Source organism: Streptomyces sp. NPDC020597 (genome assembly GCF_044335095.1).
Lineage (GTDB): Bacteria > Actinomycetota > Actinomycetes > Streptomycetales > Streptomycetaceae > Streptomyces.
This window is the reverse complement of sequence record NZ_JBIRUL010000033.1, coordinates 54,855-80,911: the sequence shown is the minus strand read 5'-3', so window position 1 is coordinate 80,911 and position 26,057 is coordinate 54,855. Positions and strand designations below refer to the sequence as shown.

Sequence of the window (26,057 nt, the reverse complement as noted above, 5' to 3'; positions counted from 1 at the left end):
TGGTACTGCAGGGGGGACCCTGTGGGAGAGTAGGACACCGCCGAACAATCATTGCGAAAACCCCCGTGCCATTCGGCACGGGGGTTTTCTGCGTTTAGGGTCTGAATATGCGCTACGACTTGGTGGTCTTCGACAACGACGGTGTCCTCGTGGACAGTGAGCCGATCTCCAACCGTCTACTGGCCGGCTATCTGACCGAGCTGGGGCATCCGACCAGCTACGAGGACTCCATCCGGGACTACATGGGGTCGGCGATGCACCGCATCCACGACCTGGTCGCGGAGCGGACGGGGGAGCGGCTGCCGGCCGACTTCGACGACGTCTTCCACCGGCGGGTGTTCGAGGCCTTCGAGCGGGAGCTGCGGCCCGTCCCCGGCGTCGTGGCCGTGCTGGAGAAGCTGGCGGCGGACGAGGTGCCGTACTGCGTGGCGTCCTCGGGGAGCCATGAACGGATCCGGGTGGGGCATCGGACGACGGGGCTGGACCGGTGGTTCGACGACAGCCGTGTCTTCAGCTCGCAGGACGTGGGCAAGGGGAAACCGGCCCCGGACCTCTTCCTCTTCGCCGCCGAGCGGATGGGCGTCGAGCCCGGGCGGTGCCTGGTCGTCGAGGACAGCCCGCTGGGGGTGCAGGCCGCGCGGGCGGCCGGGATGGACGTGTACGGGTTCACCGCGATGACGCCTGCCGCGAAGCTCGCGGGAGCCACCCAACTCTTCGCGGACATGGATCAGTTGGGTGACCTGCTGTTCTGACGCCGGTACCGGCGGACGGGCTGACATTTGTCATGCCGAGCTCCGGACGATCGTTTCTACTGGGGGACCCCTCCCGGCGGCGAAGCTGTGTGCATGACGACGAACCAGCACAAGAAGCAGAACGCCTTCGCTCCGCTCATCGTGGACGTGGCGGTGCCGCTCGGGTCGTACTACCTCTTCAAGGGCGCGTTCGGGATGAGCACGTTTGCCGCTCTCGCCTGGAGCAGCGTGGTGCCGGCCGCGCGGACGCTGTGGAGCGTGGCCAGGGAGCGGACCGTCAACGGGCTTGCCGGGCTGATCCTGGTCGTCAACGTCGTCGGACTGGCGCTCAGCTTCGTCGCCGGTGACCCGCGGCTGATGCTGGCCAAGGACAGCGGGGTCAGCAGCACGGTCGGGATCGGGATCCTGGTCTCCGTGATGCTCGGGAAGCCGATGATGACCGCGGGGCTCAAGCCCTTCCTGGTGAAGGGGAACGCCGTCCGGGACGCCGCGTGGGAGCGACTGGCGAGCGGGGCGTCGGTGGCGTCGGCGGACTTCCGACGGCGCGAGCGGGCCTTCTCGGTCGTGTGGGGCGCGGTGCTGCTCGCCGAGTGCGTGGTGCGGGTCGTCGGGGCCTACACGGTGCCGGTGGACACGATGGTGTGGCTCGGCTCGGTGATCATGATCGTGGCGATCGTGCTCGGGATCGTGGTCGGCGGGGCGCTGGGGGCCGGGCCGATGGAGGCGATGGTGTCCTTCGAGGCGAAGGCCGCGGAGGCCGGTGGGACGGACGCCGGGGCGGACGTCCGTGGGGCGGCCGAGGAGGTGCGGGCCGTGACGCCCGAGGTGGTTCTCGCCCGCTAGGGCGGGTCTGCTGCCGGCGGGCCGGCGGCACGGTGGAAGCTGAAGAGAACTCATCTTTGGCTGGATCTACCCACGAGTACGCAGGGGCCCTACGCTCGCCGCCATGACAGATGTGCTGCGGCGCGGTAGGGCCTCTCTGGCGTTCGGCTTCTTCGCGCAGGGAGTCGCCTTCGCGCTGCTCGTGACCAGGATTCCGGCCATCCAGGACCGTTACGGGGTTTCTGACGCGCTGTTGCCGGCCTTCCTGGCCGCCGTCCCCGTCCTCGCCGGCGTCGGCAGTGTGACGACGGAGCAACTGGTGAAGCGGATACCGCCGAGTCGGCTGCTGCGCTGGTCCCAGCCGGTGGTGCTGCTGGCGCTGCTCGGGGTCGGGGCGGGAAGCGGAATGGCGGGGCTGGGCGTCGCGCTGGCCGTGTTCGGGCTGGCCGTCGGTGCGCTGGACGCCTCGATGAACATGCTCGGGGTGAGTCTGCAGCGGACGTACGGGCGCAGCATCATGCTCAGCTTCCACGCGGTGTACAGCCTGGGCGGGATCCTCGGGGCCTCGCTCGCCTGGGTGGGGGCGCACTGGCATCTCGCGCTGTGGGTGTCGTACCTGCCGGTGGTGGCGGTGCTGTTGCCCGCGGCGCTGGTGGGCAGCCGGTGGTACGTCGACGGGAGCTCGGAGGACGGCGGAGCCGGCGCGGAGGACGAGAAGGGGAGCGAGGGTGGGACGGGCCTCGTCTTCAAGGTGCTGCTGCCGCTGTGTCTGGTGATGACCTTCGCCTACATCGGGGACTCGACGGTCTCCAACTGGAGTGCGAAGTACCTCCAGGACGTGCTGGGCAGCTCGGAGCAGCTGGCGACGGTCCCTTTCAACGTCTACATGGTGACCACGCTGCTCGGGCGGGCCATCGGGGACTTCGGGGTGCGGCGGTTCGGGGCCGCGGCCGTGGTGCGGCTGGGGACGCTGGTCGCGGCGGCGGGGTTCGCGGTGGTGGCCGTCGCGCCGGGCGCGTGGGTCGGGATGCTGGGGTTCACGCTCGTGGGGCTGGGGCTGTGCGTGCTGGTGCCGCAGACGTTCGCCGCGGCGGGGCGGCTGTTTCCGGGGGCCTCGGATGCGGCGATCGCGCGTCTCAACATCTTCAACTACGTCGGGTTCCTGGTCGGGTCGCCGTTGGTGGGGGCGCTGGGAGACGCGTGGAGCTATCGCGGAGCCATGGTCGTGCCGATGGTGTTGGTGCTGGTGACGTTGGCGTACGCCCGTTCGTTCGCCCCTCAACCGGACCGATACGGTGACGGGCATGAGCGGCCGCGCACAGCTGATGTGGGACGAGGCAGTAACGGGCTATGACTTCGGGCCCGGGCATCCGATGGATCCGGTCCGGCTGGATCTGACCCGGAGGCTCGTAGGGGCCCTGGGCCTGGACCGGGAGGTGCGCGTCGTCTCGGCGAAGCCCGCCGGGGAGTCGACGCTGCGGCTCGTGCACCGGGAGGACTACGTCGACGCCGTGAAGGCGGCGTCGGCCGACCCGGGGGCGGCGGACCAGTCGTACGGGCTGGGGACCATGGACGACCCGGCGTTCGCGGGGATGCACGAGGTGTCGGCGCTGATCGCCGGGCTCTCCGTGGGGGCGGCGGAGGCCGTGTGGCGGGGGGAGGCGCTGCACGCCGTGAACTTCGCGGGCGGGCTGCATCATGCGATGCCCGGGGGCGCGTCCGGGTTCTGCATCTACAACGACGCCTCGCTGGCGATCGCCAGGCTGCTGGAGCTCGGCGCGGAGCGGGTCGCGTACGTGGACGTGGACGTGCATCACGGGGACGGGGTCCAAGCGGCGTTCTGGGACGACCCGCGGGTGCTGACGGTCTCGTTGCACGAGCATCCGCGGACGCTGTTCCCGCAGACGGGTTGGCCGGAGGAGACGGGCGGGCAGGCCGCGCAGGGGTCGGCGGTGAACGTCGCGCTGCCGGCCGGGACCGGGGACGCGGGGTGGCTGCGGGCGTTCCACGCCGTGGTGCCGGAGCTGATCGCCGACTTCCGGCCGGACGTGCTGGTGACCCAGCACGGGGCCGACACGCACTTCGAGGATCCGCTCGCCCATCTCGCGGTGTCGCTCGACGCGCAGCGGGCCGTGCAGGTGGCCTGCCACGACCTGGCGCACGAGTACGCCGGGGGGAAGTGGGTCGCGCTCGGCGGCGGCGGGTACGCGGTGGTGGACGTGGTGCCGCGGTCGTGGGCGCATCTGGTGGGAGTGGCGGGCGGGGTGCCGGTGCCGCCGGAGACGGTGATCCCGGAGGGCTGGCGGCAGGACGTCTTCGCTCGTACGCGGCAGTTGGGGCCGATGCGGATGACCGATGGGCGGTGGCCGGTGGGGTGGGCCGGGTGGGACTCGGGGTACGACCCCGCCGATCGGCTGGATCAGGCGGTGCTGGCGACTCGGCGGGCGGTGTTTCCGTTGCGGGGGCTGCTGGCGTAGGGGCGGAGCGAGTGGTGTGGGGCGGGCTTCCTTTCGCCCCCGCCGCCCTTCCCGTCCCGCCTGCGGGGGTGCTGCCCCTACTGCCCCTGTTGCCCTGCTGCCCCGCCAGGGGGCTTCGCCTCCGCCAAGGGACAGGGTGAGGTGAGGGTTACGCCGACTGTGGGGTGTTCCCGCGGTTTCTGCACGAGGGTGGGGCTCGTCCGTCAGCATCGCTTGCGTGTTGGGTACCGGGGCGCTTCGGGCGCATCTGCTCGCCGCGCGGCTGGCCGGGGCGGTCGCCACGTCCCGGGAGGCGAGTCTGCGGAGCTATCGGCTCTTCGCCGCCCGGGATCCGCGCGTGCTCATCGGGCTTGATCCCGACGGGAGTTGGGGGCAGCGGGAGCTGATCGCGTTGATGGCGGACAAGTGTGGGGTTTCGGCCGATCCGGGATGCGTGTCAGGGCATGATGTGATCGATCCCGAGCGGACGCTGGCCGCTCTCGACGCGTTCGCGGGGCGGCTCGCCTCGGTCGCCCAGCGTGGCGCTCCCGTGCTCCTCGGCACCGGGCACCCCCATCGGCTGCTGGGTTTCTACGCCGGTCTTGCGGACGCTTTGCAGACGGCGGGATGTGATGTTCTCACCCCGGCGCAGGGTCGCTGTGTCGACATAACGACCCGGTTCGGTCTACGTCCCCACACCCTGGACTACGTACGGGGGGTGGCGGTCGTCCGGGAGGCGGGGGGCGGACGCGCCGGTTGTGCGACCGGTGTGCACAGCCATTCCCCGCTGCCGGTTCGGGTGGCGCTCGGCGCGGCGGCCGAGGCCGGCGGGCCGCTGCCCGAGCTTGTCATCGGGGATCACGGATGGGTCTGCGGGGCTGGTCAGCTGGGGTTCGAGGCGGTCGGGCTGGCCGACACCGACGACCCCGCGCTGTTCGTGGGGGAAGCCGAGGGGACCGTCTCGGTGGCCGTTCCGCTTGATGACGCCGTGCGGTCCGCTTACTACAGGCCGCTGACCCGCTACGTACTCAATCGAGCGTGTCTGTCACGGTAGGCCGCTGATGGGTGCACCTCTTCCCCACTCGCATCACCCGCCCCTACATTGGGGAGTGAGCACGCAGCGACGAAGAGTCACCGGAAGGGGAAGCCGGTGGCCGTCGAGTCGAGTGCGGAAGGTTCAGGTGTGTCATGGCTGCAGCTGGCGAGAGGCCTCTGAACGAGGTTCAGTTCCTGACCGTGGCGGAAGTCGCCTCGGTGATGCGAGTGTCGAAGATGACCGTGTACCGGCTGGTGCACAGTGGTCATCTGCCCGCGATCCGGGTGGGGCGGTCCTTCCGCGTCCCCGAGCAAGCGGTTCACGAGTACCTCCGCGAGAGCTACGTGGGGGTGGAAACCGCCTGACGGCCGGGGGCCTGCCCGCCAGGCAGGCCCATGGGCGAGAGGCCCGGCCGTCAGTGCCGTCCCGGGCCCTTCTGCCCTCGATTACGACCTCAGCGCTCAGGCGGGTAGGCTAGCCCCTCGTAGGTCGTATGGGCCCATGGCGCCCAGCACCGAGTGATGAGAAGTGAGCGAGGGTAGTCGTGGGCTCTGTTATCAAGAAGCGGCGCAAGCGGATGGCCAAGAAGAAGCACCGCAAGCTGCTCAAGCGCACGCGTGTCCAGCGTCGCAACAAGAAGTAGGCGCGAGAAGCAGGCACGTACTGCTTCTTCGCGCGTGCTTCGCGCGACGCGAGCCGCGTAGGCGTGGTGTGGCCCCCCATCGATCCGTCGATGGGGGGCCACACGCATATCCGGGCGCCGTGCGGTCCGTTGAACGCCGTGCGCATGCCTGGACCGGCATGATTGCCGGTGTGGGCCCACCACCACCCGTTTCTCGTCATTTCGCGCGTCGGGCAGTCATCACAGGGCAACACCGACCCGCTAAGTTGGCCCGCAGACGGGAATCCGGTGCGGCAGCCGGTGGTTCCAGGACGGAAGGAAGGCGCGGATCTTGGGAAAGGTCGTGCTCGTTACCGGAGTGGCCCGTCAGCTGGGGGGCCGCTTCGTACGGCGGATCCAGCGTGACCCACAGGTCGACCGGGTGGTCGCCGTGGACGTCGTGCGGCCCGAGCATCATCTCGGGGGCGCCGAGTTCATCCAGGCCGACATCCGGCAGCCCACCATCGCGCGGGTGCTGGCCGAGACCGGCGCCGACACCGTCGTCCATCTGGACGTGACGGCGACCGCGCTGGGCAGCGGCAGCCGGACCACGGTCAAGGAGACCAACGTCATCGGGACGATGCAGCTGCTCGGCGCCTGTCAGAAGTCGCCGAACGTGAAGCGGCTCGTCGTGAAGTCCAGCACCAACGTGTACGGCTCGGCGTCCCGGGACCCGGCCGTGTTCACCGAGACCACGCCCGCCAAGGCGCTGCCGAGCGGCGGTTTCGCGAAGGACACCGTCGAGGTCGAGGGCTACGTCCGCGGGTTCGCCAGGCGGCGGCCGGACGTCGCCGTGTGCGTGCTGCGGTTCGCCAACATCCTCGGGCCCACCGCGGAGACGCCGCTCGCCTCGTACTTCGCGCTGCCCGTGCTGCCCACGGTGCTCGGTTACGACCCCCGGCTGCAGTTCGTGCACGAGGACGACGTGATCCAGGTGCTGCGGATCGCCTCGCACGAGCCGCAGCGGGGCACGCTCAACAGCGGCACCTTCAACGTCGCCGGGGACGGGGTGCTGCTGCTGTCGCAGTGCTCGCGGCGGCTCGGGCGGCCCACGGTGCCGCTGCTGCTGCCGGCCGTCACATGGGCGGGCTCCCTGGTGCGTACGCTGGGTATGACGGACTTCTCGCCCGAGCAGATCCGGCTGCTCACCCACGGCCGGGTCGTGTCGACGGTCCAGATGCGCGAGACGCTGGGGTTCACGCCCCGGTACACGACGGCCGAGACCTTCGAGGACTTCGCGCGCGCCCACGGGCCCGGTCTGCTGCCTCCGGGGGCCGTCGCCGGGGCGGTCGACCGGATCGCCGCGCTGCCGCTGGCCGGCGGCGCCCGCGGCACTGCCCCGGACCGGTCCCCGGCCACCCCCCCGGCGCAGAGCGCCAACTGAGGAGCGCATCAACGATGGCGGACGCCAAGGTCATTCCGTTCGACGACGACCGGTCCCGGGGAAGCGCCGTGGCGCGGCCGTCCCGGCGACGGGGCGCGGGGAGCCGGCGCACGAACGGCGAGCCCGCGCAGGTCCGGGAAATCGGCGAGGCGGGCGAGAACGGCCCGGTCGGCGATGTTCAGCCCCTGCACATCGGGGCGGCCGGGCTGGATGATGTTCCTGTGACGGGTGAGGAGCGGCCTGACGAGGCCGGGGGCGGCCTGGAGCGGCGGATCGCGGGCGGGTTGTCCTTCCTGCGCCGGCGGCTCACGGGCGACTACGAGGTCGACGACTTCGGCTACGACGAGGAGCTGACCGATCAGGTCCTGATGTCCCTGCTGCGGCCGTTGTACGAGAAGTACTTCCGGGTCGAGGTGAAGGGCGTCGAGAACATCCCGGCCGAGGGCGGGGCGCTGATCGTCGCCAACCACTCCGGGACGCTGCCGCTGGACGGCCTCATGATGCAGGTCGCCGTCCACGACCAGCACCCGGCGGGACGTCATCTGCGGTTGCTCGCAGCCGATCTCGTCTTCGTGCTGCCGGTCGTCAACGAGCTGGCGCGCAAGCTCGGGCACACCCTGGCCTGCGCGGAGGACGCCGAGCGGCTGCTCGGCCAGGGCGAGCTCGTGGGGGTGATGCCGGAGGGCTTCAAGGGCATCGGGAAGCCGTTCAACGAGCGGTACAAGCTTCAGCGGTTCGGCCGGGGCGGCTTCGTCTCGACGGCCCTGCGCAAGGGCGTGCCGATCATTCCCTGCTCGATCGTCGGGGCCGAGGAGATCTACCCGATGATCGGCAACGCCAAGACGCTGGCTCGGGTGCTGGGCATCCCGTACTTCCCGCTCACGCCGACGTTCCCGTGGCTGGGCCCGTTGGGCGCGATCCCGCTGCCGACGAAGTGGACGATCCAGTTCGGCGAGCCCATCCCGACGGACGGTTATCCGCCGGAGGCGGCGGAGGATCCGATGCTGATGTTCAACCTGACGGACCAGGTGCGCGAGCAGATCCAGCACACGCTCTACAAGCTGCTGGTGCAGCGCCGCTCGGTGTTCTTCTAGGCGGTGTTCTTCCAGTCGTTCGCCTGCTTCCCGCCGGCTCCGCGCCCGTTGTCCCCCGGTTGTCCGGTGGTCCCTTCGGCCGTTCGGCGGTGGGACGGCGATGGGGCGCACCTTCCTCGGAAGGTGCGCCCCATCGCCGTGTGCGGTGGTGCTACTCCGCGTCCTCGCCGTCGATGCCCAGGCCGGGGAGGAGGCCGGGGAGGAGGGGCGGGAGGGTGACGTCGGGCCGCGTGAGGGGCGGGCTGGTGGTCGGTGAGGTGCCGCCGGTGTCCTTCGGCGGGTCGAGGAGACCGCCGGTGTTGCCGCCGAGGAGGCCGTCGTCGCCGGTCCCGGAGGTGGCGGACCTGCTGGGGCTGCCGGTGTCGCCGCCGGTGTCGTGGGACGTGTCCTTGCCGCCGCCCGGTGCGGTCGTGCGGCCGGTGTCCGAGGAGCTGCCGGTGGACGCCGACCCGGTGCCCTGACGGGTGTCGCGGCCGCCCGCGGCGGGGGGCCGCGGAAGCCGGGACTGCAGCGGGGCGACCTCGTCGTCTATGGCTTCGAAGACCGACGAGACCTGCTGACTGACGTCCCCGAGCTGGACCGGGAGTCGCTCGCGCAGAGCGCCCCAGGCCTCGCGGTGCGAGCGGGAGAACGCATCGAGGGCCTGGATGGGGCCCAGCGAGTCGGGGTCGCGGGTGTACGCCTCGTGGAGGAGACGATGGCCTTCCGACGCGTCGTGCTGCATGCCGTTCAGGGCGCGCCGGATCTCGCCCAGGGATTCGTGGTCGAGGTCGCCGCTGCGGCCCCGTTCCATGAGTCTTCGGGCCTCGCCGAGCCGGGTGGAGGCCTGGTCGAGGTAGGTGCGACCGCGTTCGTCGTCACCGTCGGCCAGGTAGTTGAGCTTGAAGTCCTCGATCCCGCGCTTCAGCCCGTAGAGCCCGTCGCCGGGGAGGGCGTCGGAGCTCGCGGCGGCGACTCCGCCGAAGGCTCCCGCCGCGACGCCGACGCTGAGGCCGCCCGCGGTGAGGCCCCTGGCGAGGCGGGAACGCGGCCGGAACTTGCCCAGGGGGCCGGCCCGGTGTGTGCCCCTGCCCCGGTGGGACCGCTGTTCGGGGACCGACAGGTCCGCTGCCTCGCCTCCCGCGGTGCCGGCCTGCAGCATGGCCTCCATCGCTGCGACCAACTGGGCCCGCTGTACGACCTTGACCTCGGGATCGAGTTCCGGCTTGGGCAGCTCGGCGAGACTCGTGGCGAGGGCCAGCAGCTGGCCCTGCCCGGTCTGGTCCGCAGCGGCCGGCGCCGGCGGTGATCCTTCGGTCTGCTCGGCCGCCGTGCCCTGGTCGGACTGCTCCTCCAGGGCCTGGGCGAAGGCGTTCGCCCGCCGGTGCGCCGATACGTTCGCGATCACGGGCGGCACCTCCTCTCGTCATGACGGTCGACTCCCTCGGGGTGCTGAGGGTTGCACGCCCGGTGCCGGTTGCACCCGATCGAGTGAGCGGGGTCGGCCAGGACGTGACCACAGGGAGCCTGTATCCCGCACAACGACTGGCGCGGCACTTGGGTTACGGACTGCGGATGATCGGATCGGGAAGGCAACGGACTTTCACTGAACGTGAGTTGGGGAACGCCGACAGTGGGCTGCGGGCGGGGGCGGTCAGCGGGCGTCTTCCGGCAGCAGCCGGGCGAGGGTGCGGACGGCCCGGTACTGGAGGGTTTTGATGGCGCCCTCGTTCTTGCCCATCACCCGAGCCGTCTCGGCGACGGAGAGGCCCTGCAGGAACCGGAGCGTCACGCACTCCTGCTGCTGCGGGTTGAGCCGTCGCACCGCGTCCAGCAGTGCGGCGTTGGACAGGGACTCGAGGACGGAGTCCTCGGGGGAGCGCTCGACCTCGTTGGCGTCGAGCATCTCGCCGGTGGTGACCTCGAGCCGGAAGCGGCTCGACTTGAAGTGGTCGGCGACGAGGTTGCGGGCGATGGTGACGAGCCAGGCGCCGAAGTCGCGGCCCTGCCAGGTGAACGTCCCGATGCGGCGCAGGGCGCGCAGGAACGTCTCGCTGGTGAGGTCCTCGGCTGTCGCCTTGCCGCCCACCCGGTAGTAGATGTAGCGGTACACGGTGTCGCTGTACTGGTCGTACAGCCGCCCGAAGGCGTCGGCCTCGCCGGCCTGAGCTCGTTCGACGAGGTCCATCATCCGGGCGCTGTCGCTGTCGGCGGCCGGTCGGCGGGTGGCGGTGGCCGCGCCGCTGGTCGAGCGTCCTCTTCTGCCGACCGCGGCGCTGCCTTCCGCCAGTGCGTAGCAGGGGCCCGCCGGTGCGGCGGTGGCGAAGGCGGGGCCGGCGTACGCGGTGGGGACGAAGCCGCGCAACAGGTCCTGGACCGTAGCGACCGTTGCGCGCAGCGTAGCCAGGCCCGAGGTGTCAACCCCGACGTGTGGGTACACGGGACTCCCAGAGGCAGAGCTTCCATCACGTGCAGTGCGGAACCTTTCACCCGTCGTAGCGACAGGAGGGGTGCCGGATTGCGTCTGAGGAGAATAACGCTTCGTACAGGGGCTGCTACGCCGAGTTGCTCAAATCATCGATTACGTCGCTTCTGTGGCCTATTGGCGCTCGATCAAGTGATGCAGGCTGAGCGGTTGGTGATCGGAACGGTTCGAGTTTCCGGTCGGTCCAGGGCGTGTTGTGGCGGTGCGCGGACAACGGGACTGGATACGGGGTTACGTGGGTACGACCGTCGGATTGGTCGGGTTTGCTCGTGGGTGTGGGGTGTCGTCGCCGGCGTGACGGCCGGGAGCGGGGCGCCGGACGCGGGTGAGGCGCCGGGGCGGGCCAGGCCCCGGGGCGGAACGCGGAGCGGCCGGGCGGTGTCCTGCCGCCCGGCCGCTCCGCCCGTCCTCGCCCCGTGCCGGTCAGCTCATCGCCGGCGCCGGTGCAGCGCGATCGCCGCCGCCGTGCCGCCCGCCACCGCGCCGACGCCCGCCGCCGCCGGGATGCCGACCTTCGCCGCCTTGCGGCCGGTGCGGTAGTCGCGCAGCCGCCAGTCGAGGTTGTGGGCGTGCTTGCGCAGCTTGGCGTCCGGGTTGATGGCGTAGGGGTGGCCGACCAGGGAGAGCATCGGGATGTCGTTGTGGGAGTCGCTGTACGCGGCGCAGCGCGAGAGGTCCAGGTTCTCCGCCGCCGCCAGCGCGCGCACCGCCTCCGCCTTGGCGGGTCCGTGCAGGGGCTCGCCCACCAGCTTGCCGGTGTAGACGCCGTCGACGGACTCCGCGACGGTGCCCAGCGCGCCGGTGAGGCCGAGCCGGCGGGCGATCACCTGGGCGATCTCCACCGGGGCGGCTGTGACCAACCACACCTTCTGACCGGCGTCCAGGTGGGCCTGGGCGAGGGCGCGGGTGCCGGGCCAGATGCGCTCGGCCATGTACTCGTCGTAGATCTCCTCGCCGATCGACATCAGCTCGGAGACGCGGTGGCCCTGGACGATCGACAGGGCGGAGTCGCGGGCCTCCTGCATGTGCTCGGGATCCTCGACGCCGGCCAGCCGGAACCACGCCTGCTGCCAGGCGAAGCGGACCAGGTCGTGGGTCTCGAAGAACTTCCGTTTGTACAGGCCGCGGCCGAAGTGGAAGAGCGCGGCGCCCTGCATCACGGTGTTGTCGAGGTCGAAGAAGGCGGCGGCCATCGCGTCGCCGTGCACCGGGAACTGCGGTTCCCGGTCCGAGGTGTCCAGGGCGTCCTGGGAGTCCAGGGCTTCCTGGGTGGACTTGCGGGCTGCCTCGGCCGAGGCCTCGCCTGCCAACACGCTCCGCGCCGTGGCGGAGCGCCTACGGGGAGTGAGCCATCCTAGAGCGGCCATGGCGTGAGCATAGCCAGTCCGTTCGGCTGTTCCGGATCCATGAGGTTGGCAGCGTGTGAACACTCGCGGCCGTCCCGTCGCCGGAAGCGCGACAATGGCGCCATGACTCCCCTCTTCCGACGCCGGACCGACGCGCGCGAGCGGTCGGTCACTCTCATCCGCAAGGCGGGCTGCCATCTGTGCGACGACGCGGAGCGTGTGATCGCGCGGGTCTGCGGGGAGCTCGGCGTGCCCTGGGAGGAGAAGGACATCGCCGACGACCGCGACCTGTACGAGCAGTACTGGGAGCAGATCCCGGTGGTCCTGGTGGACGGCAGGCAGCACACCTTCTGGCGGGTGGACGAGGCGCGGCTGCGCAAGGAGCTCGCCGGATGAGGCCGGGTGACACCGCACGGGACCGGAAAGGAACTGACCGAGCAGTACAAGGACGTACCGGACGTCGCTTAGGATCGATGGCGCTTTGGTCTCGGGGGCGGGATTCACGAGGAGAGTGACGGTTTTGCCCCCTGTAATGACGCGCGTGACCCCGGTCACGTTGGCCGGGCAAATCGGACACCATCTTTGTGCACGCGTTCACAAAGACATAGCCTGCACTCGACGGGGCGGTCTGGGAACATGTGACCGCCTGCAGCCCCGCTCTACCCGCAGGAGCACCGTGGCAACTGGCCGAACTCACCGACCGGCGACCCGTAGCCGAGGGATTCCCGAGGCCACCGTCGCCCGGCTTCCGCTGTACCTCCGCGCGCTGACCGCACTGTCGGAGCGCTCGGTGCCCACGGTCTCCTCCGAGGAGCTCGCCGCCGCCGCGGGAGTCAACTCCGCGAAGCTGCGCAAGGACTTCTCCTACCTGGGCTCCTACGGAACGCGCGGTGTCGGCTACGACGTCGAGTATCTCGTCTACCAGATCTCGCGTGAACTCGGCCTCACCCAGGACTGGCCGGTCGTCATCGTCGGCATCGGAAACCTCGGCGCGGCGCTCGCCAACTACGGCGGGTTCGCCTCGCGCGGGTTCCGCGTCGCGGCCCTCATCGACGCCGACCCCGCGATGGCCGGAAAGCAGGTCGCCGGGATCGCCGTGCAGCACAGCGACGGCCTGGAGAAGATCATCTCGGACAACGGCGTCTCCATCGGCGTCATCACGACCCCGCCGGGCGTCGCCCAGCAGGTCTGCGACCGGCTCGTGGCCGCCGGCATCACCTCCATCCTGAACTTCGCGCCGACCGTGCTGTCCGTGCCCGACGGCGTCGACGTGCGCAAGGTCGACCTCTCCATCGAGCTGCAGATCCTCGCCTTCCACGAGCAGCGCAAGGCCGTCGAGGAGGCCGCGGCGAGCGACGCCGCCGCCCCCGCGCCCGTCAGCCGCGACGCCTCCACCGACCAGGGACCCGACGGGGACGTGCCCGCCGTGATGCCGGCATGAGCCTCCTCGTCGTCGGACTGAGCCACCGCAGCGCCCCCGTGAGCGTGCTCGAGCGCGCCTCCCTGTCCAGGGACGCCCAGTTCAAGCTGCTCCAGGACACGGTCGCCGCCGAACCCGCCGCCGAGGCCGCCGTCCTCGCCACCTGCAACCGGATCGAGCTGTACGCCGACGTGGACAAGTTCCACGCGGGCGTCGCCGAGCTCTCCACGCTGCTCGCCCAGCACAGCGGCGTCGGCATCGAGGAGCTCACCCCCTACCTCTACGTGCACTACGAGGACCGCGCCGTCCACCACTTCTTCTCGGTGGCCTGCGGGCTGGACTCCATGGTCGTCGGCGAGGGCCAGATCCTCGGGCAGATCAAGGACTCGCTGGCCCGCGCGCAGGAGCTGCACACCGCCGGGCGGCTGCTGAACGACCTGTTCCAGCAGGCCCTGCGGGTCGGCAAGCGCGCCCACTCCGAGACCGGCATCGACCGCGCCGGGCAGTCCCTGGTCACCTTCGGCCTGGAGCAGCTGGCCGCGGGCGGGGACGTGAGCGAGTGGGCGCGGGGCAAGCGGGCCCTCGTCATCGGCGCGGGCTCCATGTCGTCGCTGGCCGCCGCCACCCTGGCGCGCGCCGGGATCACCGAGGTCGTGGTCGCCAACCGCACCCTCGACCGCGCCGAGCGGCTCGCCCAGATACTGACCGAGGGCGGCGGCACGGACGTGTCGGCCCGCGCGGTACCGATGGAATCGGTGCCGGCCGAGCTGACACGTGCCGACGTGGCCGTCTCCTGCACCGGCGCGACGGGCCTGGTCCTGACGGCGGGAGCGGTCGCCGCCGCCGTCGAGGGCCGCACCGGGGCGCCCGCCGCCTTCGACGAGGAGAGCGCGGCCCCGGACGTACGGCCGCTGTCGCCCGCCTCGGCCGGCGCCGACGAGAACTGCCCGCTCGACCTGGCCGCCGCGCAGCAGTCCGCGGTGCAGCAGTCCGGCTTCTCCGTGCTGGGGGAGGCCGCCGTCGCCGGCATGGACGCGGCCACGCTGGAGCAGCACGCCGCCTGGGTCGACAACGCCACCGTGGACCGCCGGCTCGCCGCCCGCCGCGACCCCTCGGCCGACGCCGAGCTGATCACCGCGCTCGCCGCGACCGCCGCCGCCGTCGGCCGCATCCCCGAGCGCCGCAGGCCCGAGCCCGCCGCCGCGCCGGCGAGGCCGCAGCCCGTCCTCTTCCTGCTCGACCTCGCGATGCCGCGGGACGTCGACGCCGCCGCCCACCGCCTCGCCGGAGTGCGGCTGGTCGACATCGAGTCGCTCTCCGAGGCCTCCGCCGACGCCCCGATGGCCGCCGACGTCGACCAGGTGCGGCGGATCGTCGCCGACGAGGTCGCCGCCTTCGGCGCCGCACAGCGGGCCGCGCACATCACCCCGACCGTGGTCGCGTTGCGCGCCATGGCCGCCGACGTCGTGGCCGGCGAGATCGCCCGGCTCGACGCGCGGCTGCCCGGCCTGGACGACAAGCACCGCGCGGAGATCACGCAGACCGTGAAGCGCGTCGTCGACAAGCTGCTGCACGCGCCGACCGTACGGGTCAAGCAGCTCGCGGCCGAGCCCGGCGGCGCCGGGTACGCGGACGCGCTGCGGACCCTGTTCGACCTCGACCAGGAGACGGTGGCCGCCGTGTCCCGGGCTGAGGACAGCACCGAGAAGAACGCACAGAACCGAGGGCCGGCATGAGCGGCATGAGTAAGGCACTGAGACTGGGGACGAGGCGCAGCAAACTCGCCATGGCCCAGTCCGGGCAGGTCGCGGACGCCGTGAGCCGGGTGACCGGACGGCCCGTGGAACTCGTCGAGATCACCACCTACGGCGACGTCTCCCGAGAGCATCTGGCGCAGATCGGCGGCACGGGCGTCTTCGTGACCGCGCTGCGCGACGCGCTGGCGAGGGGTGAGGTCGACTTCGCGGTTCACTCGCTGAAGGACCTCCCCACCACGCAGCCCGAGGACCTGGTCCTGGCCGCCGTGCCGGTGCGCGAGGACCCGCGTGACGTGATCGTCGCCCGGGACGCGCTGAAGTTCACCGACCTGCCGCGCGGGGCGCGCATCGGCACCGGCTCGCCGCGCCGCATGGCCCAGCTGAACGCGTACGCACGGGCCCACGGGCTGGACGTCGAGACGGTCCCCATACGCGGGAACGTCGACACCCGGATCCGGTACGTGCACGACGGCGAGCTGGACGCGGTGGTGCTGGCCGCGGCCGGCCTGAGCCGCATGGGCCGCATCGACGAGGTCACCGACTTCCTGTCGATAGACACCGTTCTGCCCGCTCCCGGCCAGGGAGCACTGGCGATCGAATGCGTCGCTGACGACGCAGCGCTGATCGCCGCGCTCGGCGAACTCGACGACCCCTTCACCCGGGTCGCCGTCACTGCCGAAAGGTCCCTGCTCGCCGCCCTGGAGGCCGGCTGCAGCGCCCCCGTGGGCGCGCTGGCCGACCTTCTGGCCGACGGGCAGATTGTCAAGGAAATGCGCCTGCGCGGCGTCGTCGGCACCACCGACGGCGCTCGCACGGTGCAGCTGTCCACCACCGGTCCCGTGCCCGAGACGCACGACGGGGCAATGGCGCTCGGTCGCGAACTCGCCGCCGAGATGCTCGCCCAGGGCGCGGCCGGTCTGATGGGGGAGCGAGCACAGTGAGCCCCACCGCCCTTCCAGCCGCCGGTCCTGAACACGGGCACGTCACCTTCCTGGGTGCCGGACCCGGGGATCCGGGACTACTGACTCTGCGCGCCGTGGAGGCGCTGGCGCACGCGGACGTCCTCGTCGCCGAGCACGAGGTGCTCGACGTCGTGCGGACGCACGCCAGGCCGGGCGTCGCCGTCGTGAGCGCGGACGCGGGTCCTTCGCCGGACCCTGTTCCGCTCACGGGCGCACCCCGTCCGACGCTCGTTGACGGCACGTCAACAACCGCTGAGACACCCGCTGTGCGCGATGCCGCACATCTTGTCATGGAGGCCGCGCGGGGCGGCAGGCGGGTCGTCCGTGCGGTGTCCGGGGACCCGGGACTGGATACGTACGCGGCGGAGGAAATGCTCGCCTGCGCGGCCGCCGGTGTTCCCTTCGAGGTGGTCCCCGGCATCGCGGCCGCCGTCGGCGTGCCCGCGTACGCCGGTGTGCCGCTGCGCGACGCGCAGGGCGCGGACGTCCGGTTCGTGGACGCGCGCACGGCGTCGGACCGCTGCTGGACCGAGGTCGGCGCCTCCGACGGCACGGTCGTCGTGTCGACGACCCTCGACTCGGTGGCCTCGGCCGCGGGCGAGCTGGTCTCGGCGGGCCGCAAGCCGGACACGCCGATGACGGTCACCGTGGCCGGAACGACGACCCGGCAGCGCACCTGGGCGGCGACGCTCGGCACGATCGCCCAGACGCTGAAGCAGGCGAAGGTGCTGCCCTCCCCGGAGGGCGGCCGGCCGGTGATAGTCGTGGTCGGCGAGCGTTCCGCCCCCGCCCAGCGCCACCAGTTGTCGTGGTTCGAGTCCAAGCCGCTGTTCGGCTGGAAGGTCCTCGTGCCGCGCACGAAGGAGCAGGCGGTGTCGCTCTCCGACCAGCTGCGGTCGTACGGGGCCGTGCCGCACGAGGTGCCGACGATCGCCGTCGAGCCGCCGCGTACGCCCCAGCAGATGGAGCGCGCGGTCAAGGGCCTGGTGACCGGACGCTACGAGTGGATCGCCTTCACCTCGGTCAACGCCGTGAAGGCGGTGCGGGAGAAGTTCGAGGAGTACGGGCTCGACGCGCGTGCCTTCGCGGGCATCAAGGTGGCCGCGGTGGGCGAGCAGACCGCGAAGGCGCTGATCGCCTTCGGCGTGAAGCCGGACCTGGTGCCGAGCGGCGAGCAGTCGGCCGCGGGCCTGCTCGAGGACTGGCCGCCCTACGACCCGGTCTTCGACCCGATCGACCGGGTGTTCCTGCCGCGCGCCGACATCGCCACCGAGACCCTGGTGGCCGGGCTCATCGAGTTGGGCTGGGAGGTCGACGACGTGACGGCCTACCGGACCGTGCGGGCCTCTCCGCCGCCGGCGGAGACGCGCGAGGCGATCAAGGGCGGCGGTTTCGACGCCGTGCTCTTCACGTCCTCGTCCACCGTGCGCAACCTGGTGGGCATCGCGGGCAAGCCGCACAACGTCACGGTCATCGCGTGCATCGGTCCGGCGACCGCCAAGACGGCCGAGGAGCACGGGCTGCGGGTCGACGTGATGGCTCCCGAGCCGTCGGTGCACAAGCTCGCCGAGGCGCTGGCCGACTTCGGTCTGCGCCGGCGCGCGGCGGCCCAGGAGGCCGGGGACCCGGTCAGCCGGCCGAGCGAGCGCCGTCCGGGCGCGCGCCGCAGGCGGGCCACCTGAGCGACGGGGTGAGGGCTCCCGGGGCTGCGCTGCGGCCCCGGGGCCCCTCCCGGATCTGAAGAGAGCCCTCGGCGAGGGAGCCCGGCCGAGCGTGACCCGGCCCGGCCTGCGTCGCCGCGGGAGGCGCCGGCGGAGAGGTCCGGGCGCCCCGCTCCGGGTCGACAGGCCGTCGGCAAGTGGTCCCCCGGGCCGGGCGTAGCGTAGGGCGCATGACGAAGTACGGATCCTTTCCCGGGACGCGTCCCCGGCGGCTGCGCACCACTCCCGTCATGCGGCGCATGGTCGCCGAGACGCGTCTGCATCCGGCCGACTTCATCCTGCCCGCGTTCGTGCGGGAGGGCGTGAGCGAGCCGGTGCCGATCACGGCCATGCCGGGGGTCGTGCAGCACACGCGGGACAGTCTGAAGAAGGCCGCGCTGGAGGCCGTCGAGGCGGGGATCTCCGGGATCATGCTGTTCGGGGTGCCGGAGGAGTCCAAGAAGGACGCCCTCGGGACGCCGGGGACCGATCCGGACGGGATTCTGCAGGTCGCCATCCGCGACGTCCGCGCCGAGGTGGGGGACGACCTGCTCGTCATGTCCGACCTGTGCCTCGACGAGACGACCGACCACGGGCACTGCGGCGTGCTGGACGACGAGGGGCGCGTCGACAACGACGCCACCCTCGAGCGGTACGCGGAGATGGCGCAGGTGCAGGCCGACGCCGGCGCCCACGTGGTGGGGCCCAGCGGGATGATGGACGGGCAGATCGGGGTCGTCCGCGACGCGCTCGACCAGATCGGGCGGGAGGACGTCTCGATCCTCGCGTACACCGCCAAGTACGCGTCCGCCTTCTACGGGCCCTTCCGGGAGGCCGTGGGCTCCTCGCTGAAGGGCGACCGCAAGACCTACCAGCAGGACCCGGCCAACCTCCGTGAGTCGATGCGCGAACTCGCCATCGACCTGGAGGAGGGCGCGGACATGGTCATGGTCAAGCCGGCCGGCCCCTACCTGGACATCCTCGCCCGGGTCGCCGACGCCGTGGACGTGCCCGTCGCCGCCTACCAGATCTCCGGCGAGTACTCGATGGTCGAGGCCGCCGCCGAGAAGGGCTGGATCGACCGCGACCGGGCGATCCTCGAGACGCTGACCGGGATCAAGCGGGCCGGCGCCCGGAACATCCTCACGTACTGGGCCACCGAGGCGGCCCGGAAACTGCGCTAGCTCCGGTCGCCGGGGCCGGTGAGCGTGACGGAGCCGGTCAGGGTGCCGGAGCCGGGGAGCGGGCCGGAGCCGTTCAGGGTGCTGGAGCTCGACGGGCCCTCGTCGCGCAGGCCCTCGCCGTCACGGCACGCGGTGAGGGTGAGCGCCGCGGCGGCGGTGAGCGCGACGGCGAGCAGACGGACGCGGCGCCGGGTGGGGGGAGCGGGGCGAGTGGGCATGGGGCCAGCCTGTGCCGTACGCCTCGCGTCTTCCACACCCCTGGCCCGATTTGGGACGCCGATACGGTCCCATGCCGTCCGACCTGCGAAGACATGGCCGATGCGGGACGCGGTGCGGGACGCCCGACCGCCTGCCGGACGGCCGGCGCCCGCCGGGTGCGGGCACCTCGGCGGAGCCGACGTCCGGGCCGGGCCGTCCATATGTCAGAAACCCAGGTGTAGGCGGCACGTATCTCCTTAGGGTGCGGACATGACTGTCGCATCCGTGTCCGCACCCCGCTCGGTTCCCCCGCTCGCCGCCCGCAGCCGGTCGGTCGGCGGCTCGCCCGTGCGGGACATCCTCGCCGTCACCGCCCGCCCCGAGGTGATCAACTTCGCGGGCGGGCTGCCCGCGCCCGAGCTGTTCGACCGCGAAGGGGTGGCGGCCGCGTTCCGGCACGTGCTGGAAGAGGTCCCGGCGCGGGCCCTGCAGTACTCCACGACCGAGGGCGAACCGGCCCTGCGGGAACGGCTCGCCGCCCGCACGACGGCCCGCGGGCTGCCCACCGCCGCCGACGACCTCCTCGTCACCACCGGCTCCCAGCAGGCGCTGTCCCTGCTGGCGAGCGCGCTGCTCGACCCCGGCGACACCGTCCTCGTCGAGGCCCCCTGCTATCTGGCCGCCCTCCAGGTTTTCGCTCTCGCGGGAGCGCGCATCCTCGCCGTGCCCGGCGACGCGGACGGCCCCGACCCCGAGGCGCTCGCGGACCTCGTCGCGCGCGAACGGCCCAAGCTGCTCTACACCGTGCCCACCTTCCAGAACCCCACCGGCCGCACCCTCCCCGCGGAACGACGTGCCGCCCTCGCCGGCGTCGCCGCCCGGCACGGCCTGTGGATCGTCGAGGACGATCCCTACGGCGAACTCCGTTACGACGGCGCGCGCGTGCCCTGGATCGCCGCCCACCCCGACGCCCGCGACCGCACGGTGCTGCTCGGCTCCTTCTCCAAGGTCATGGCCCCCGGCATACGGCTGGGCTGGCTGCGCGCCCCCGCCGAGCTGCTGCGGGCCTGCGTCGTCGCCAAGCAGGCCGCGGACCTGCACACGCCGACCGTCAACCAGCTCGCCGCCGCCCGCTATCTGACCGTCGAGGACCTCGACGCCCATGTGGGACGGGTGGCCCGCGTGTACCGCGAACGGCGCGACGCCATGCTGGCGGGGCTGGGCGAGGCGCTGCCGGACGGGTCGGTGTGGAACACGCCCGAGGGCGGCATGTTCCTCTGGGCCCGCCTTCCCGACGCGTACGACACGGGGGCCCTCCTCCCGCAGGCCGTCGCCCAGGACGTGGCCTACGTGCCCGGCGCCCCCTTCTACGCGGGCGACCCCGACCGTTCGACGCTGCGTCTGTGCTTCGTGACGCAGACGCCGACGGAGATCGCGGAGGGGCTGCGCAGGCTGGGGCGCGGACTCAAGGAGTGACGGGGGCGGGGGTGGCCCGTCAGTCCCACCAGAAGGACCAGGCGTGCTCGCCGACGAGCCGCTCCGCGTAGGACGCCAGGTCCCCGTCGCCGCCCTGGAGGACGTTGTCCGGACAGAACGCGAAGTGCTCGGCGGCCACCGCCGCCGCCTGAGCGGCCGTGGCGGGCGGCGCGGCCACGGAGAGCACCAGCACGTCGAAGCCGAGCCCGACCACCCGTATGCCGAAGCGGTCCTCCCACGAGCGCAGCACCGCGCTCAGCCGGGCGGTGTCGTACTCGTGGCCGGCCGGGCCCGTCCAGCCGAGCGCCGCGGGCACGTCAGCGCTGCGGCGCGCCGGGACCAGGGCGAGATGAGGAGCTGCGAAGAGGGAACCGCCCTCACCGGTCAACGCGTCGGCGACCTGCGCGGCGCGCGCGTCGGGCTCGGCGGCGAGGGTGAGGCCCTCGGCCAGGCCCGGCCACTCCTCGCCGTCGGCCGCGCACTCCTGCCAGTACTCGGCGAGCACGTCCTGCGCGTCGTGATCGCCCGGGTACGACATCTCCCCGGGCGCCAACTCCCACTCCTGCGGGCCGCCTTGGGAGCCGCCCAGGTCCACCAGCACCGGCAGCAGCCCCGCTCGCGCCGAACTCCCTCCGAGCGCGGCCCAGTTGCCCGGCGCGGCCGGCCGCTGCGCATGCCACAGCAACGGCTCGTGCCAAGGACCCTCGTCGGTCGCGTCGATCAGTCTCCCCGGGGGGAGCTGCAGCCCGAGGGAGCGCCCGCTCGGATCGGACGCGAGCTTGGGCAGCGGGTTGGGAAGAGTCGCCATGCCGGCGACTGTACGGGCAGCCACTGACATCGGGTCACCGCCCGCCGTCCGCCGCTGCGGCCGTCCCGTCGGCACGTCCCGCGACGCGGTGTCTTCGCAGGCCGGCGCGGTGGTCGTCCCGCGGGGACGTCAGTTTCCCGGCGACCGTGGCGGGCGGTGCTCCCCGCCCCCCAGTCTCGTTGCCGAGCCGGTCGCCCCGACCGGCCGCCAACCATCAGAGGGGACAGAATGCGAGCTCTGACCAAGACGATCGTCGGCTTCGCCGCAGTCGTCGGGATCGCAGCCGGAACCCTGGCGGGGGCCGGCGCGGCCACCGCCGCGGACACCGCCGGCGCGTCGCGGACGGCCGTGAGCGCCCAGGCCGCGATCCTCGCGACGCAGAACTTCGGCCTCAGCAGTCAGCAGGCCAAGAACGTGCAGTGCCTGCTGCGGACCGCACCGGCCAGCTACACCGGCAACATCGACGGAGAGCTCGGCACCAACAGCTGGAAGGCGATGCAGCGCTGGCTCCGCGAGTACTGGGACTACAACGACAGCATCGACGGCGACCCGGGCCCGAACACGATCCGCGCGCTGCAGCGCATGCTGGCCTTCGGCTGGGGCTACAACGACAGCATCGACGGGAAGGCGGGCGCGAACACCAAGGCCGCGTTCAAGCGGTTCGCCAACGACATGAGCGACCTGTACCCCTGCTGACGGCAAGACCGCGGCCCGCCTCCCGGTGCGGGAGAGCGGGCCGCGGTCGCGTGCTTGCGTCGTGTCAGAGCCGCTCGGGCGTCCGGATGCCGAGCAGCGCCATTCCCCGGTGCAGGGTGCGGGCCGTGAGGTCCACGAGGAACAGGCGGTTCTCCACGACCTCCGGCGCGTTGTCGGGGGACAGCACGTGGCACTGGTCGTAGAACGTCGTCAGCAGCGAGGCCAGCTGGTACAGGTACGCGGCGAGCTTGTGCGGCTCGTACGCCTCCGCGACCTCCGCGACCGTCTCCCCGAACCGGTCCAGGTGCAGACCCAGCGCCCGCTCGGCCGGAGCGAGCGCCAGCTCCGGATGGGCGGCGGGCCGGGCCTCGCCCGCCCTGCGCAGGATCGACTGGATACGGGCGTACGCGTACTGGAGGTACACGGACGTGTCGCCGTTCAGCGAGACCATCTGGTCCAGGTCGAACTTGTAGTCCCGCACCGCCGACGTCGACAGGTCGGCGTACTTCACCGCCCCGATGCCCACGTACCGGCCGTTCTCCGCGACCTCCTGGTCCGTCAGGCCGACCTTCTCGCGCTTCTCGCCGACCACGGCCGTCGCCCGGTCGACCGCCTCGTCCAGCAGGTCCACCAGACGCACCGTCTCGCCCTCACGGGTCTTGAACGGCTTGCCGTCCTTGCCCAGGACCGTGCCGAAGGCCAACTGGTGCGCCTTCACGCCGTCGCCCAGCCAGCCGGCCCGGCGCGCCGTCTCGAACACCATCCTGAAGTGCAGCGACTGACGGGCGTCCACCACGTAGAGCAGCGTGTCCGCCTTCAGCTGGAACACCCGGTCGCGGATCGCGGACAGGTCGGTGGCCGCATAGCCGAAACCGCCGTCGGACTTCTGGACGATCAGCGGCACCGGGTTGCCGTCCGGGCCCTTGACGTCGTCGAAGAACACGCACAGCGCGCCCTCCGAGCGGACCGCGACCCCGGACTCCTCCAGCAGACGGCAGGTCTCGTGCAGCATGTCGTTGTAACCCGACTCGCCGACGATGTCCTCGTCCCGGATCTCCATGTCCAGCTTCTCGAAGACGGAGAAGAAGTAGATCTTGGACTCGTCGACGAACTTCTGCCAGGACGCGAGCGTGTGCGGCTCGCCCGCCTGGAGGTCCACGACCCGGCGACGGGCGCGCGTCTTGAACTCCTCGTCCGAGTCGAACAGCCGACGGGCCGCCTTGTAGAGGCGGTCGAGGTTCGACATCGCCTCCTCGCCGCTCACCTGGGCGTCCTTGTGGTCCAACTCGTGCGGATGCTCGTCCAGGTACTGGATGAGCATGCCGAACTGGGTTCCCCAGTCGCCGATGTGGTGTCGGCGCACGACCGTCTCGCCCGTGAACTCGAGGATCCGGACCACCGCGTCGCCGATGACGGCCGAGCGCAGGTGGCCGACGTGCATCTCCTTGGCCACGTTGGGCTGGGCGTAGTCGATGACCGTCGTGCCCGGCCGCGCCACGTGCGGCACGCCGAGGCGGGCCGTGTCGTCGGCGTAGCGCGCGGCCAGGTTCCGCGTGATCGCCCCGTCGGAGACCGTGACGTTGAGGAAGCCGGGGCCCGAGACCTCGATCTCTTGGATCACCTCGCCCGACTCCACGTTCGCCACCACCTGCGTGGCCAGCTCCCGCGGGTTGGCCTTCGCCTTCTTGGCCAGCGCCAGAATGCCGTTGGCCTGGAAGTCGGCCCGGTCGCTTCGTCGCAGCAGCGGGTCCGCACCGGCCTCCGGCAGGGTGGCCGAGAGGGCGTTCGCGAGGCACTGACGGACGAGATCGGTGAGCGACGTGACCGAGGTCATGGGGTGGGAGCCGTTCTCCTCGTGGGATCGGTAGACGTCGCCAGTATCCCACGCGGGGTAAAGCGGTTGTCCGGGCGCGGGAGGCCGGGGCCGGGGCGGGGGCCGGGGCACGGTCTCGTAAAGGGGTTTTCGCGGTTGCGGGCGGAACTGGGAGAATGGGGCTCCAGCCGTCGACCGTACCGGCTGCCCCGGAGAAAGAAGGACGTGCCGATCGTGGCTCAGAGCACCGAGACCACCGACTGGGTCTCCCGTTTCGCGGACGAGGTCATCGAAGAGTCGGAGCGTCGGGCCCCCGGCAAACCGGTGGTGGTCGCCTCCGGGCTGTCCCCCTCCGGCCCCATCCACCTCGGCAACCTCCGCGAGGTCATGACCCCGCACCTCGTCGCCGACGAGATCCGCCGTCGCGGACACCAGGTGCGCCATCTCATCTCCTGGGACGACTACGACCGCTACCGCAAGGTCCCCCAGGGCATCGCGGGCGTCGACGACTCCTGGGCCGAGCACATCGGCAAGCCGTTGACCTCCGTCCCGGCCCCGCAGGGCTCGTCGTTTTCGAACTGGTCCGAGCACTTCAAGGCCGCGATGACCGCGTCGCTCGCCGAACTCGGCGTCGAGTTCGACGGCATCAGCCAGACCGAGCAGTACACCTCGGGCGTCTACCGCGAGCAGATCCTGCACGCGATCAGGCACCGCGCCGACATCGACGCGATCCTCGACCAGTACCGCACCAAGAAGGCCCCGGCGAAGAAGCAGCAGCAGAAGCCGGTCGACGAGGCCGAGCTGGAGGCCGCCGAGGGCTCCGGCGCGGCCGACGAGGACGACGGCTCCTCCGGCAGCGCCGGCTACTTCCCGTACAAGCCCTACTGCGGCAACTGCGAGAAGGACCTCACCACCGTCACCTCCTACGACGACGACACCACCGAGCTGACCTACGCCTGCACCGCCTGCGGCTTCTCGGAGACCGTGCGGCTCAACGAGTTCAACCGCGGCAAGCTGGTCTGGAAGGTCGACTGGCCGATGCGGTGGGCCTACGAGGGAGTCGTCTTCGAGCCCTCCGGCGTCGACCACTCCTCGCCGGGCTCCTCCTTCCAGGTGGGCGGCCAGATCGTCGGCATCTTCGGCGGCAAGCAGCCCATCGGGCCGATGTACGCCTTCGTCGGCATCAGCGGCATGGCGAAGATGTCGTCGTCCAGGGGCGGCGTGCCCACGCCCGGCGACGCCCTGAAGATCATGGAGCCGCAGCTCCTGCGCTGGCTCTACGCCCGCCGCCGCCCCAACCAGTCCTTCAAGATCGCCTTCGACCAGGAGATCCAGCGGCTCTACGACGAGTGGGACAAGCTCGACGCCAAGGTCGCCGACGGCTCCGCCCTGCCCGCCGACGTCGCCGCACACGCGCGTGCGGTGCGGACCGCCGGCGCGGAGCTGCCGCGCACGCCGCGGCCGCTGCCGTACCGCACCCTCGCCTCCGTCGCCGACATCACCGCCGGGGAGCAGCAGCAGGCGCTGCGGATCCTCAGCGAGCTCGACCCCGAGAACCCGATCGCGGCGCTGGACGAGGCGCGGCCCCGGTACGACAAGGCCGAGGCCTGGATCAACAACCACGTCCCCGCCGACCAGCGCACCATCGTGCGCGAGGAGCCGGACGCCGAACTGCTGAAGTCCCTCGACGAGGCCTCCCAGCAGTCCTTGCGGCTGCTGCTCGACGGACTCGCAGGCAACTGGTCGCTGGACGGGCTGACGCACCTGGTCTACGGCGTTCCGAAGGTGCAGGCAGGGTTCTCCGCGGACGCCACGCCCAAGGAGCTGCCGCCGGAGATCAAGACCGCCCAGCGGACGTTCTTCGCGCTGCTCTACCACCTGCTCGTCGGCCGCGACACCGGCCCGCGCCTGCCCACGCTGCTGCTCGCGGTGGGGCAGGAGCGGGTGCGGGCCCTGCTCGGGGAGTAGGCGGGGACGCACGCGAAGGGGCCCTCGCGCCGGTGATCGGCGAGAGGGCCCCTTCGCGTG

Annotated in this window: 24 protein-coding genes; 18 read left to right on the top strand and 6 right to left on the bottom strand. The window is 71.7% G+C overall.

Annotation, left to right across the window (positions count from 1 at the left end):
• The first annotated feature begins 107 nt into the window (after positions 1-107).
• From ACH4ZA_RS35020 to ACH4ZA_RS34980, 9 genes are all read left to right on the top strand, one after another.
• Positions 108-752 (top strand): HAD family hydrolase, encoded by a 645-nt coding sequence (locus tag ACH4ZA_RS35020; protein WP_319281432.1) that lies wholly within the window; start codon positions 108-110, stop codon positions 750-752.
• 93 nt (positions 753-845) lie between these two features.
• The gene (locus ACH4ZA_RS35015) at positions 846-1,595 is read left to right on the top strand and encodes a VC0807 family protein (RefSeq protein ID WP_319281433.1); all 750 of its coding nucleotides are present in this window, start codon (positions 846-848) and stop codon (positions 1,593-1,595) included.
• Positions 1,596-1,698: 103 nt separating this feature from the next.
• Complete coding sequence (locus tag ACH4ZA_RS35010; RefSeq protein ID WP_319281434.1) at positions 1,699-2,928, top strand: MFS transporter; 1,230 nt, start codon at positions 1,699-1,701, stop codon at positions 2,926-2,928.
• Entirely contained in the window at positions 2,879-4,051 is a 1,173-nt protein-coding gene (locus ACH4ZA_RS35005; RefSeq protein WP_319281435.1) for an acetoin utilization protein AcuC, read from the top strand. The genes ACH4ZA_RS35010 and ACH4ZA_RS35005 overlap by 50 nt, the downstream gene beginning before the upstream one ends.
• A 217-nt stretch (positions 4,052-4,268) precedes the next feature.
• On the top strand, positions 4,269-5,084 hold the full coding sequence (locus ACH4ZA_RS35000) for a phosphatase (RefSeq protein WP_319281437.1): 816 nt from the start codon (positions 4,269-4,271) through the stop codon (positions 5,082-5,084).
• A 134-nt stretch (positions 5,085-5,218) separates the two neighbouring features.
• Positions 5,219-5,431 (top strand): helix-turn-helix domain-containing protein, encoded by a 213-nt coding sequence (locus ACH4ZA_RS34995; protein ID WP_004984898.1) that lies wholly within the window; start codon positions 5,219-5,221, stop codon positions 5,429-5,431.
• Between the two features lie 179 nt (positions 5,432-5,610).
• The gene (locus tag ACH4ZA_RS34990) at positions 5,611-5,709 is read left to right on the top strand and encodes a 30S ribosomal protein bS22 (RefSeq protein ID WP_003948845.1); all 99 of its coding nucleotides are present in this window, start codon (positions 5,611-5,613) and stop codon (positions 5,707-5,709) included.
• A 310-nt stretch (positions 5,710-6,019) separates the two neighbouring features.
• A complete protein-coding gene (locus tag ACH4ZA_RS34985; RefSeq protein WP_319281438.1) occupies positions 6,020-7,111 on the top strand; it encodes an NAD-dependent epimerase/dehydratase family protein in 1,092 nt (363 codons plus the stop codon).
• A gap of 14 nt (positions 7,112-7,125) precedes the next feature.
• Positions 7,126-8,205, top strand: coding sequence for a lysophospholipid acyltransferase family protein (locus ACH4ZA_RS34980; RefSeq protein WP_319281439.1), 1,080 nt, complete (start codon positions 7,126-7,128; stop codon positions 8,203-8,205).
• A gap of 151 nt (positions 8,206-8,356) precedes the next feature.
• On the opposite strand, the gene ACH4ZA_RS34975 is transcribed toward ACH4ZA_RS34980, so the two are convergent.
• From ACH4ZA_RS34975 to ACH4ZA_RS34965, 3 genes are all read right to left on the bottom strand, one after another.
• Complete coding sequence (locus ACH4ZA_RS34975; RefSeq protein WP_319281440.1) at positions 8,357-9,592, bottom strand: DUF5667 domain-containing protein; 1,236 nt, start codon at positions 9,590-9,592, stop codon at positions 8,357-8,359.
• Positions 9,593-9,838: 246 nt separating this feature from the next.
• A complete protein-coding gene (locus ACH4ZA_RS34970; RefSeq protein ID WP_319281441.1) occupies positions 9,839-10,624 on the bottom strand; it encodes an ECF subfamily RNA polymerase sigma factor, BldN family in 786 nt (261 codons plus the stop codon).
• 473 nt (positions 10,625-11,097) lie between these two features.
• Positions 11,098-12,036: an HAD-IB family hydrolase gene (locus tag ACH4ZA_RS34965; RefSeq protein ID WP_319281442.1), complete on the bottom strand. Its 939-nt coding sequence runs from the start codon at positions 12,034-12,036 to the stop codon at positions 11,098-11,100.
• Positions 12,037-12,138: 102 nt separating this feature from the next.
• Here ACH4ZA_RS34965 and ACH4ZA_RS34960 point away from each other — a divergent pair, with 102 nt between their 5' ends.
• The 6 genes from ACH4ZA_RS34960 (at position 12,139) to hemB (ending at position 19,038) form a co-directional block, all read left to right on the top strand.
• The gene (locus ACH4ZA_RS34960; protein WP_319281443.1) at positions 12,139-12,411 is read left to right on the top strand and encodes a glutaredoxin family protein; all 273 of its coding nucleotides are present in this window, start codon (positions 12,139-12,141) and stop codon (positions 12,409-12,411) included.
• A gap of 280 nt (positions 12,412-12,691) precedes the next feature.
• A complete protein-coding gene (locus tag ACH4ZA_RS34955) occupies positions 12,692-13,456 on the top strand; it encodes a redox-sensing transcriptional repressor Rex (RefSeq protein WP_319281444.1) in 765 nt (254 codons plus the stop codon).
• Entirely contained in the window at positions 13,453-15,171 is a 1,719-nt protein-coding gene (locus tag ACH4ZA_RS34950; protein WP_319281445.1) for a glutamyl-tRNA reductase, read from the top strand. The genes ACH4ZA_RS34955 and ACH4ZA_RS34950 overlap by 4 nt, the downstream gene beginning before the upstream one ends.
• A gap of 5 nt (positions 15,172-15,176) precedes the next feature.
• Positions 15,177-16,133 carry a hydroxymethylbilane synthase gene (gene hemC, locus ACH4ZA_RS34945; RefSeq protein WP_319281446.1) on the top strand — a complete coding sequence of 319 codons (957 nt, stop codon included), beginning with the start codon at positions 15,177-15,179 and terminating at the stop codon, positions 16,131-16,133.
• Positions 16,130-17,836, top strand: a complete 1,707-nt coding sequence (locus ACH4ZA_RS34940) for a bifunctional uroporphyrinogen-III C-methyltransferase/uroporphyrinogen-III synthase (protein ID WP_319281447.1) — start codon at positions 16,130-16,132, stop codon at positions 17,834-17,836. Before hemC ends, ACH4ZA_RS34940 begins: the two co-directional genes overlap by 4 nt.
• A gap of 209 nt (positions 17,837-18,045) precedes the next feature.
• Positions 18,046-19,038 (top strand): porphobilinogen synthase, encoded by a 993-nt coding sequence (hemB, locus tag ACH4ZA_RS34935; protein ID WP_398433232.1) that lies wholly within the window; start codon positions 18,046-18,048, stop codon positions 19,036-19,038.
• Here hemB and ACH4ZA_RS34930 read toward each other — a convergent pair.
• Entirely contained in the window at positions 19,035-19,256 is a 222-nt protein-coding gene (locus ACH4ZA_RS34930; protein WP_319281450.1) for a hypothetical protein, read from the bottom strand. The two genes, hemB and ACH4ZA_RS34930, sit on opposite strands and share 4 nt — an antisense overlap.
• 250 nt (positions 19,257-19,506) lie before the next feature.
• Here ACH4ZA_RS34930 and ACH4ZA_RS34925 point away from each other — a divergent pair, with 250 nt between their 5' ends.
• The gene (locus ACH4ZA_RS34925) at positions 19,507-20,712 is read left to right on the top strand and encodes a PLP-dependent aminotransferase family protein (RefSeq protein WP_398433231.1); all 1,206 of its coding nucleotides are present in this window, start codon (positions 19,507-19,509) and stop codon (positions 20,710-20,712) included.
• A gap of 19 nt (positions 20,713-20,731) precedes the next feature.
• Here ACH4ZA_RS34925 and ACH4ZA_RS34920 read toward each other — a convergent pair whose 3' ends face one another.
• A complete protein-coding gene (locus ACH4ZA_RS34920) occupies positions 20,732-21,520 on the bottom strand; it encodes a DUF4253 domain-containing protein (protein ID WP_398433230.1) in 789 nt (262 codons plus the stop codon).
• Positions 21,521-21,748: 228 nt separating this feature from the next.
• On the opposite strand from ACH4ZA_RS34920, the gene ACH4ZA_RS34915 reads away from it, so the two are divergent.
• Entirely contained in the window at positions 21,749-22,216 is a 468-nt protein-coding gene (locus ACH4ZA_RS34915) for a peptidoglycan-binding domain-containing protein (RefSeq protein ID WP_319281453.1), read from the top strand.
• A gap of 64 nt (positions 22,217-22,280) precedes the next feature.
• Here ACH4ZA_RS34915 and argS read toward each other — a convergent pair whose 3' ends face one another.
• Entirely contained in the window at positions 22,281-24,050 is a 1,770-nt protein-coding gene (gene argS, locus ACH4ZA_RS34910; protein ID WP_319281455.1) for an arginine--tRNA ligase, read from the bottom strand.
• A gap of 204 nt (positions 24,051-24,254) precedes the next feature.
• Between argS and lysS the strand changes: the two genes are divergently transcribed.
• Positions 24,255-25,997 (top strand): lysine--tRNA ligase, encoded by a 1,743-nt coding sequence (lysS, locus tag ACH4ZA_RS34905; RefSeq protein ID WP_398433229.1) that lies wholly within the window; start codon positions 24,255-24,257, stop codon positions 25,995-25,997.
• The last annotated feature ends 60 nt before the right edge of the window (positions 25,998-26,057 follow it).

Coding starts and splice junctions, on each gene's coding strand:
- ACH4ZA_RS35020 (WP_319281432.1), top strand. CDS start 108: ATGCGCTACGACTTGGTGGTCTTCGACAACGACGGTGTCCTCGTGGAC.
- ACH4ZA_RS35015 (WP_319281433.1), top strand. CDS start 846: ATGACGACGAACCAGCACAAGAAGCAGAACGCCTTCGCTCCGCTCATC.
- ACH4ZA_RS35010 (WP_319281434.1), top strand. CDS start 1,699: ATGACAGATGTGCTGCGGCGCGGTAGGGCCTCTCTGGCGTTCGGCTTC.
- ACH4ZA_RS35005 (WP_319281435.1), top strand. CDS start 2,879: ATGAGCGGCCGCGCACAGCTGATGTGGGACGAGGCAGTAACGGGCTAT.
- ACH4ZA_RS34995 (WP_004984898.1), top strand. CDS start 5,219: ATGGCTGCAGCTGGCGAGAGGCCTCTGAACGAGGTTCAGTTCCTGACC.
- ACH4ZA_RS34980 (WP_319281439.1), top strand. CDS start 7,126: ATGGCGGACGCCAAGGTCATTCCGTTCGACGACGACCGGTCCCGGGGA.
- ACH4ZA_RS34965 (WP_319281442.1), bottom strand. CDS start 12,036: ATGGCCGCTCTAGGATGGCTCACTCCCCGTAGGCGCTCCGCCACGGCG.
- ACH4ZA_RS34960 (WP_319281443.1), top strand. CDS start 12,139: ATGACTCCCCTCTTCCGACGCCGGACCGACGCGCGCGAGCGGTCGGTC.
- ACH4ZA_RS34950 (WP_319281445.1), top strand. CDS start 13,453: ATGAGCCTCCTCGTCGTCGGACTGAGCCACCGCAGCGCCCCCGTGAGC.
- hemC (WP_319281446.1), top strand. CDS start 15,177: ATGAGTAAGGCACTGAGACTGGGGACGAGGCGCAGCAAACTCGCCATG.
- hemB (WP_398433232.1), top strand. CDS start 18,046: ATGACGAAGTACGGATCCTTTCCCGGGACGCGTCCCCGGCGGCTGCGC.
- ACH4ZA_RS34930 (WP_319281450.1), bottom strand. CDS start 19,256: ATGCCCACTCGCCCCGCTCCCCCCACCCGGCGCCGCGTCCGTCTGCTC.
- ACH4ZA_RS34925 (WP_398433231.1), top strand. CDS start 19,507: ATGACTGTCGCATCCGTGTCCGCACCCCGCTCGGTTCCCCCGCTCGCC.
- ACH4ZA_RS34920 (WP_398433230.1), bottom strand. CDS start 21,520: ATGGCGACTCTTCCCAACCCGCTGCCCAAGCTCGCGTCCGATCCGAGC.
- ACH4ZA_RS34915 (WP_319281453.1), top strand. CDS start 21,749: ATGCGAGCTCTGACCAAGACGATCGTCGGCTTCGCCGCAGTCGTCGGG.
- argS (WP_319281455.1), bottom strand. CDS start 24,050: ATGACCTCGGTCACGTCGCTCACCGATCTCGTCCGTCAGTGCCTCGCG.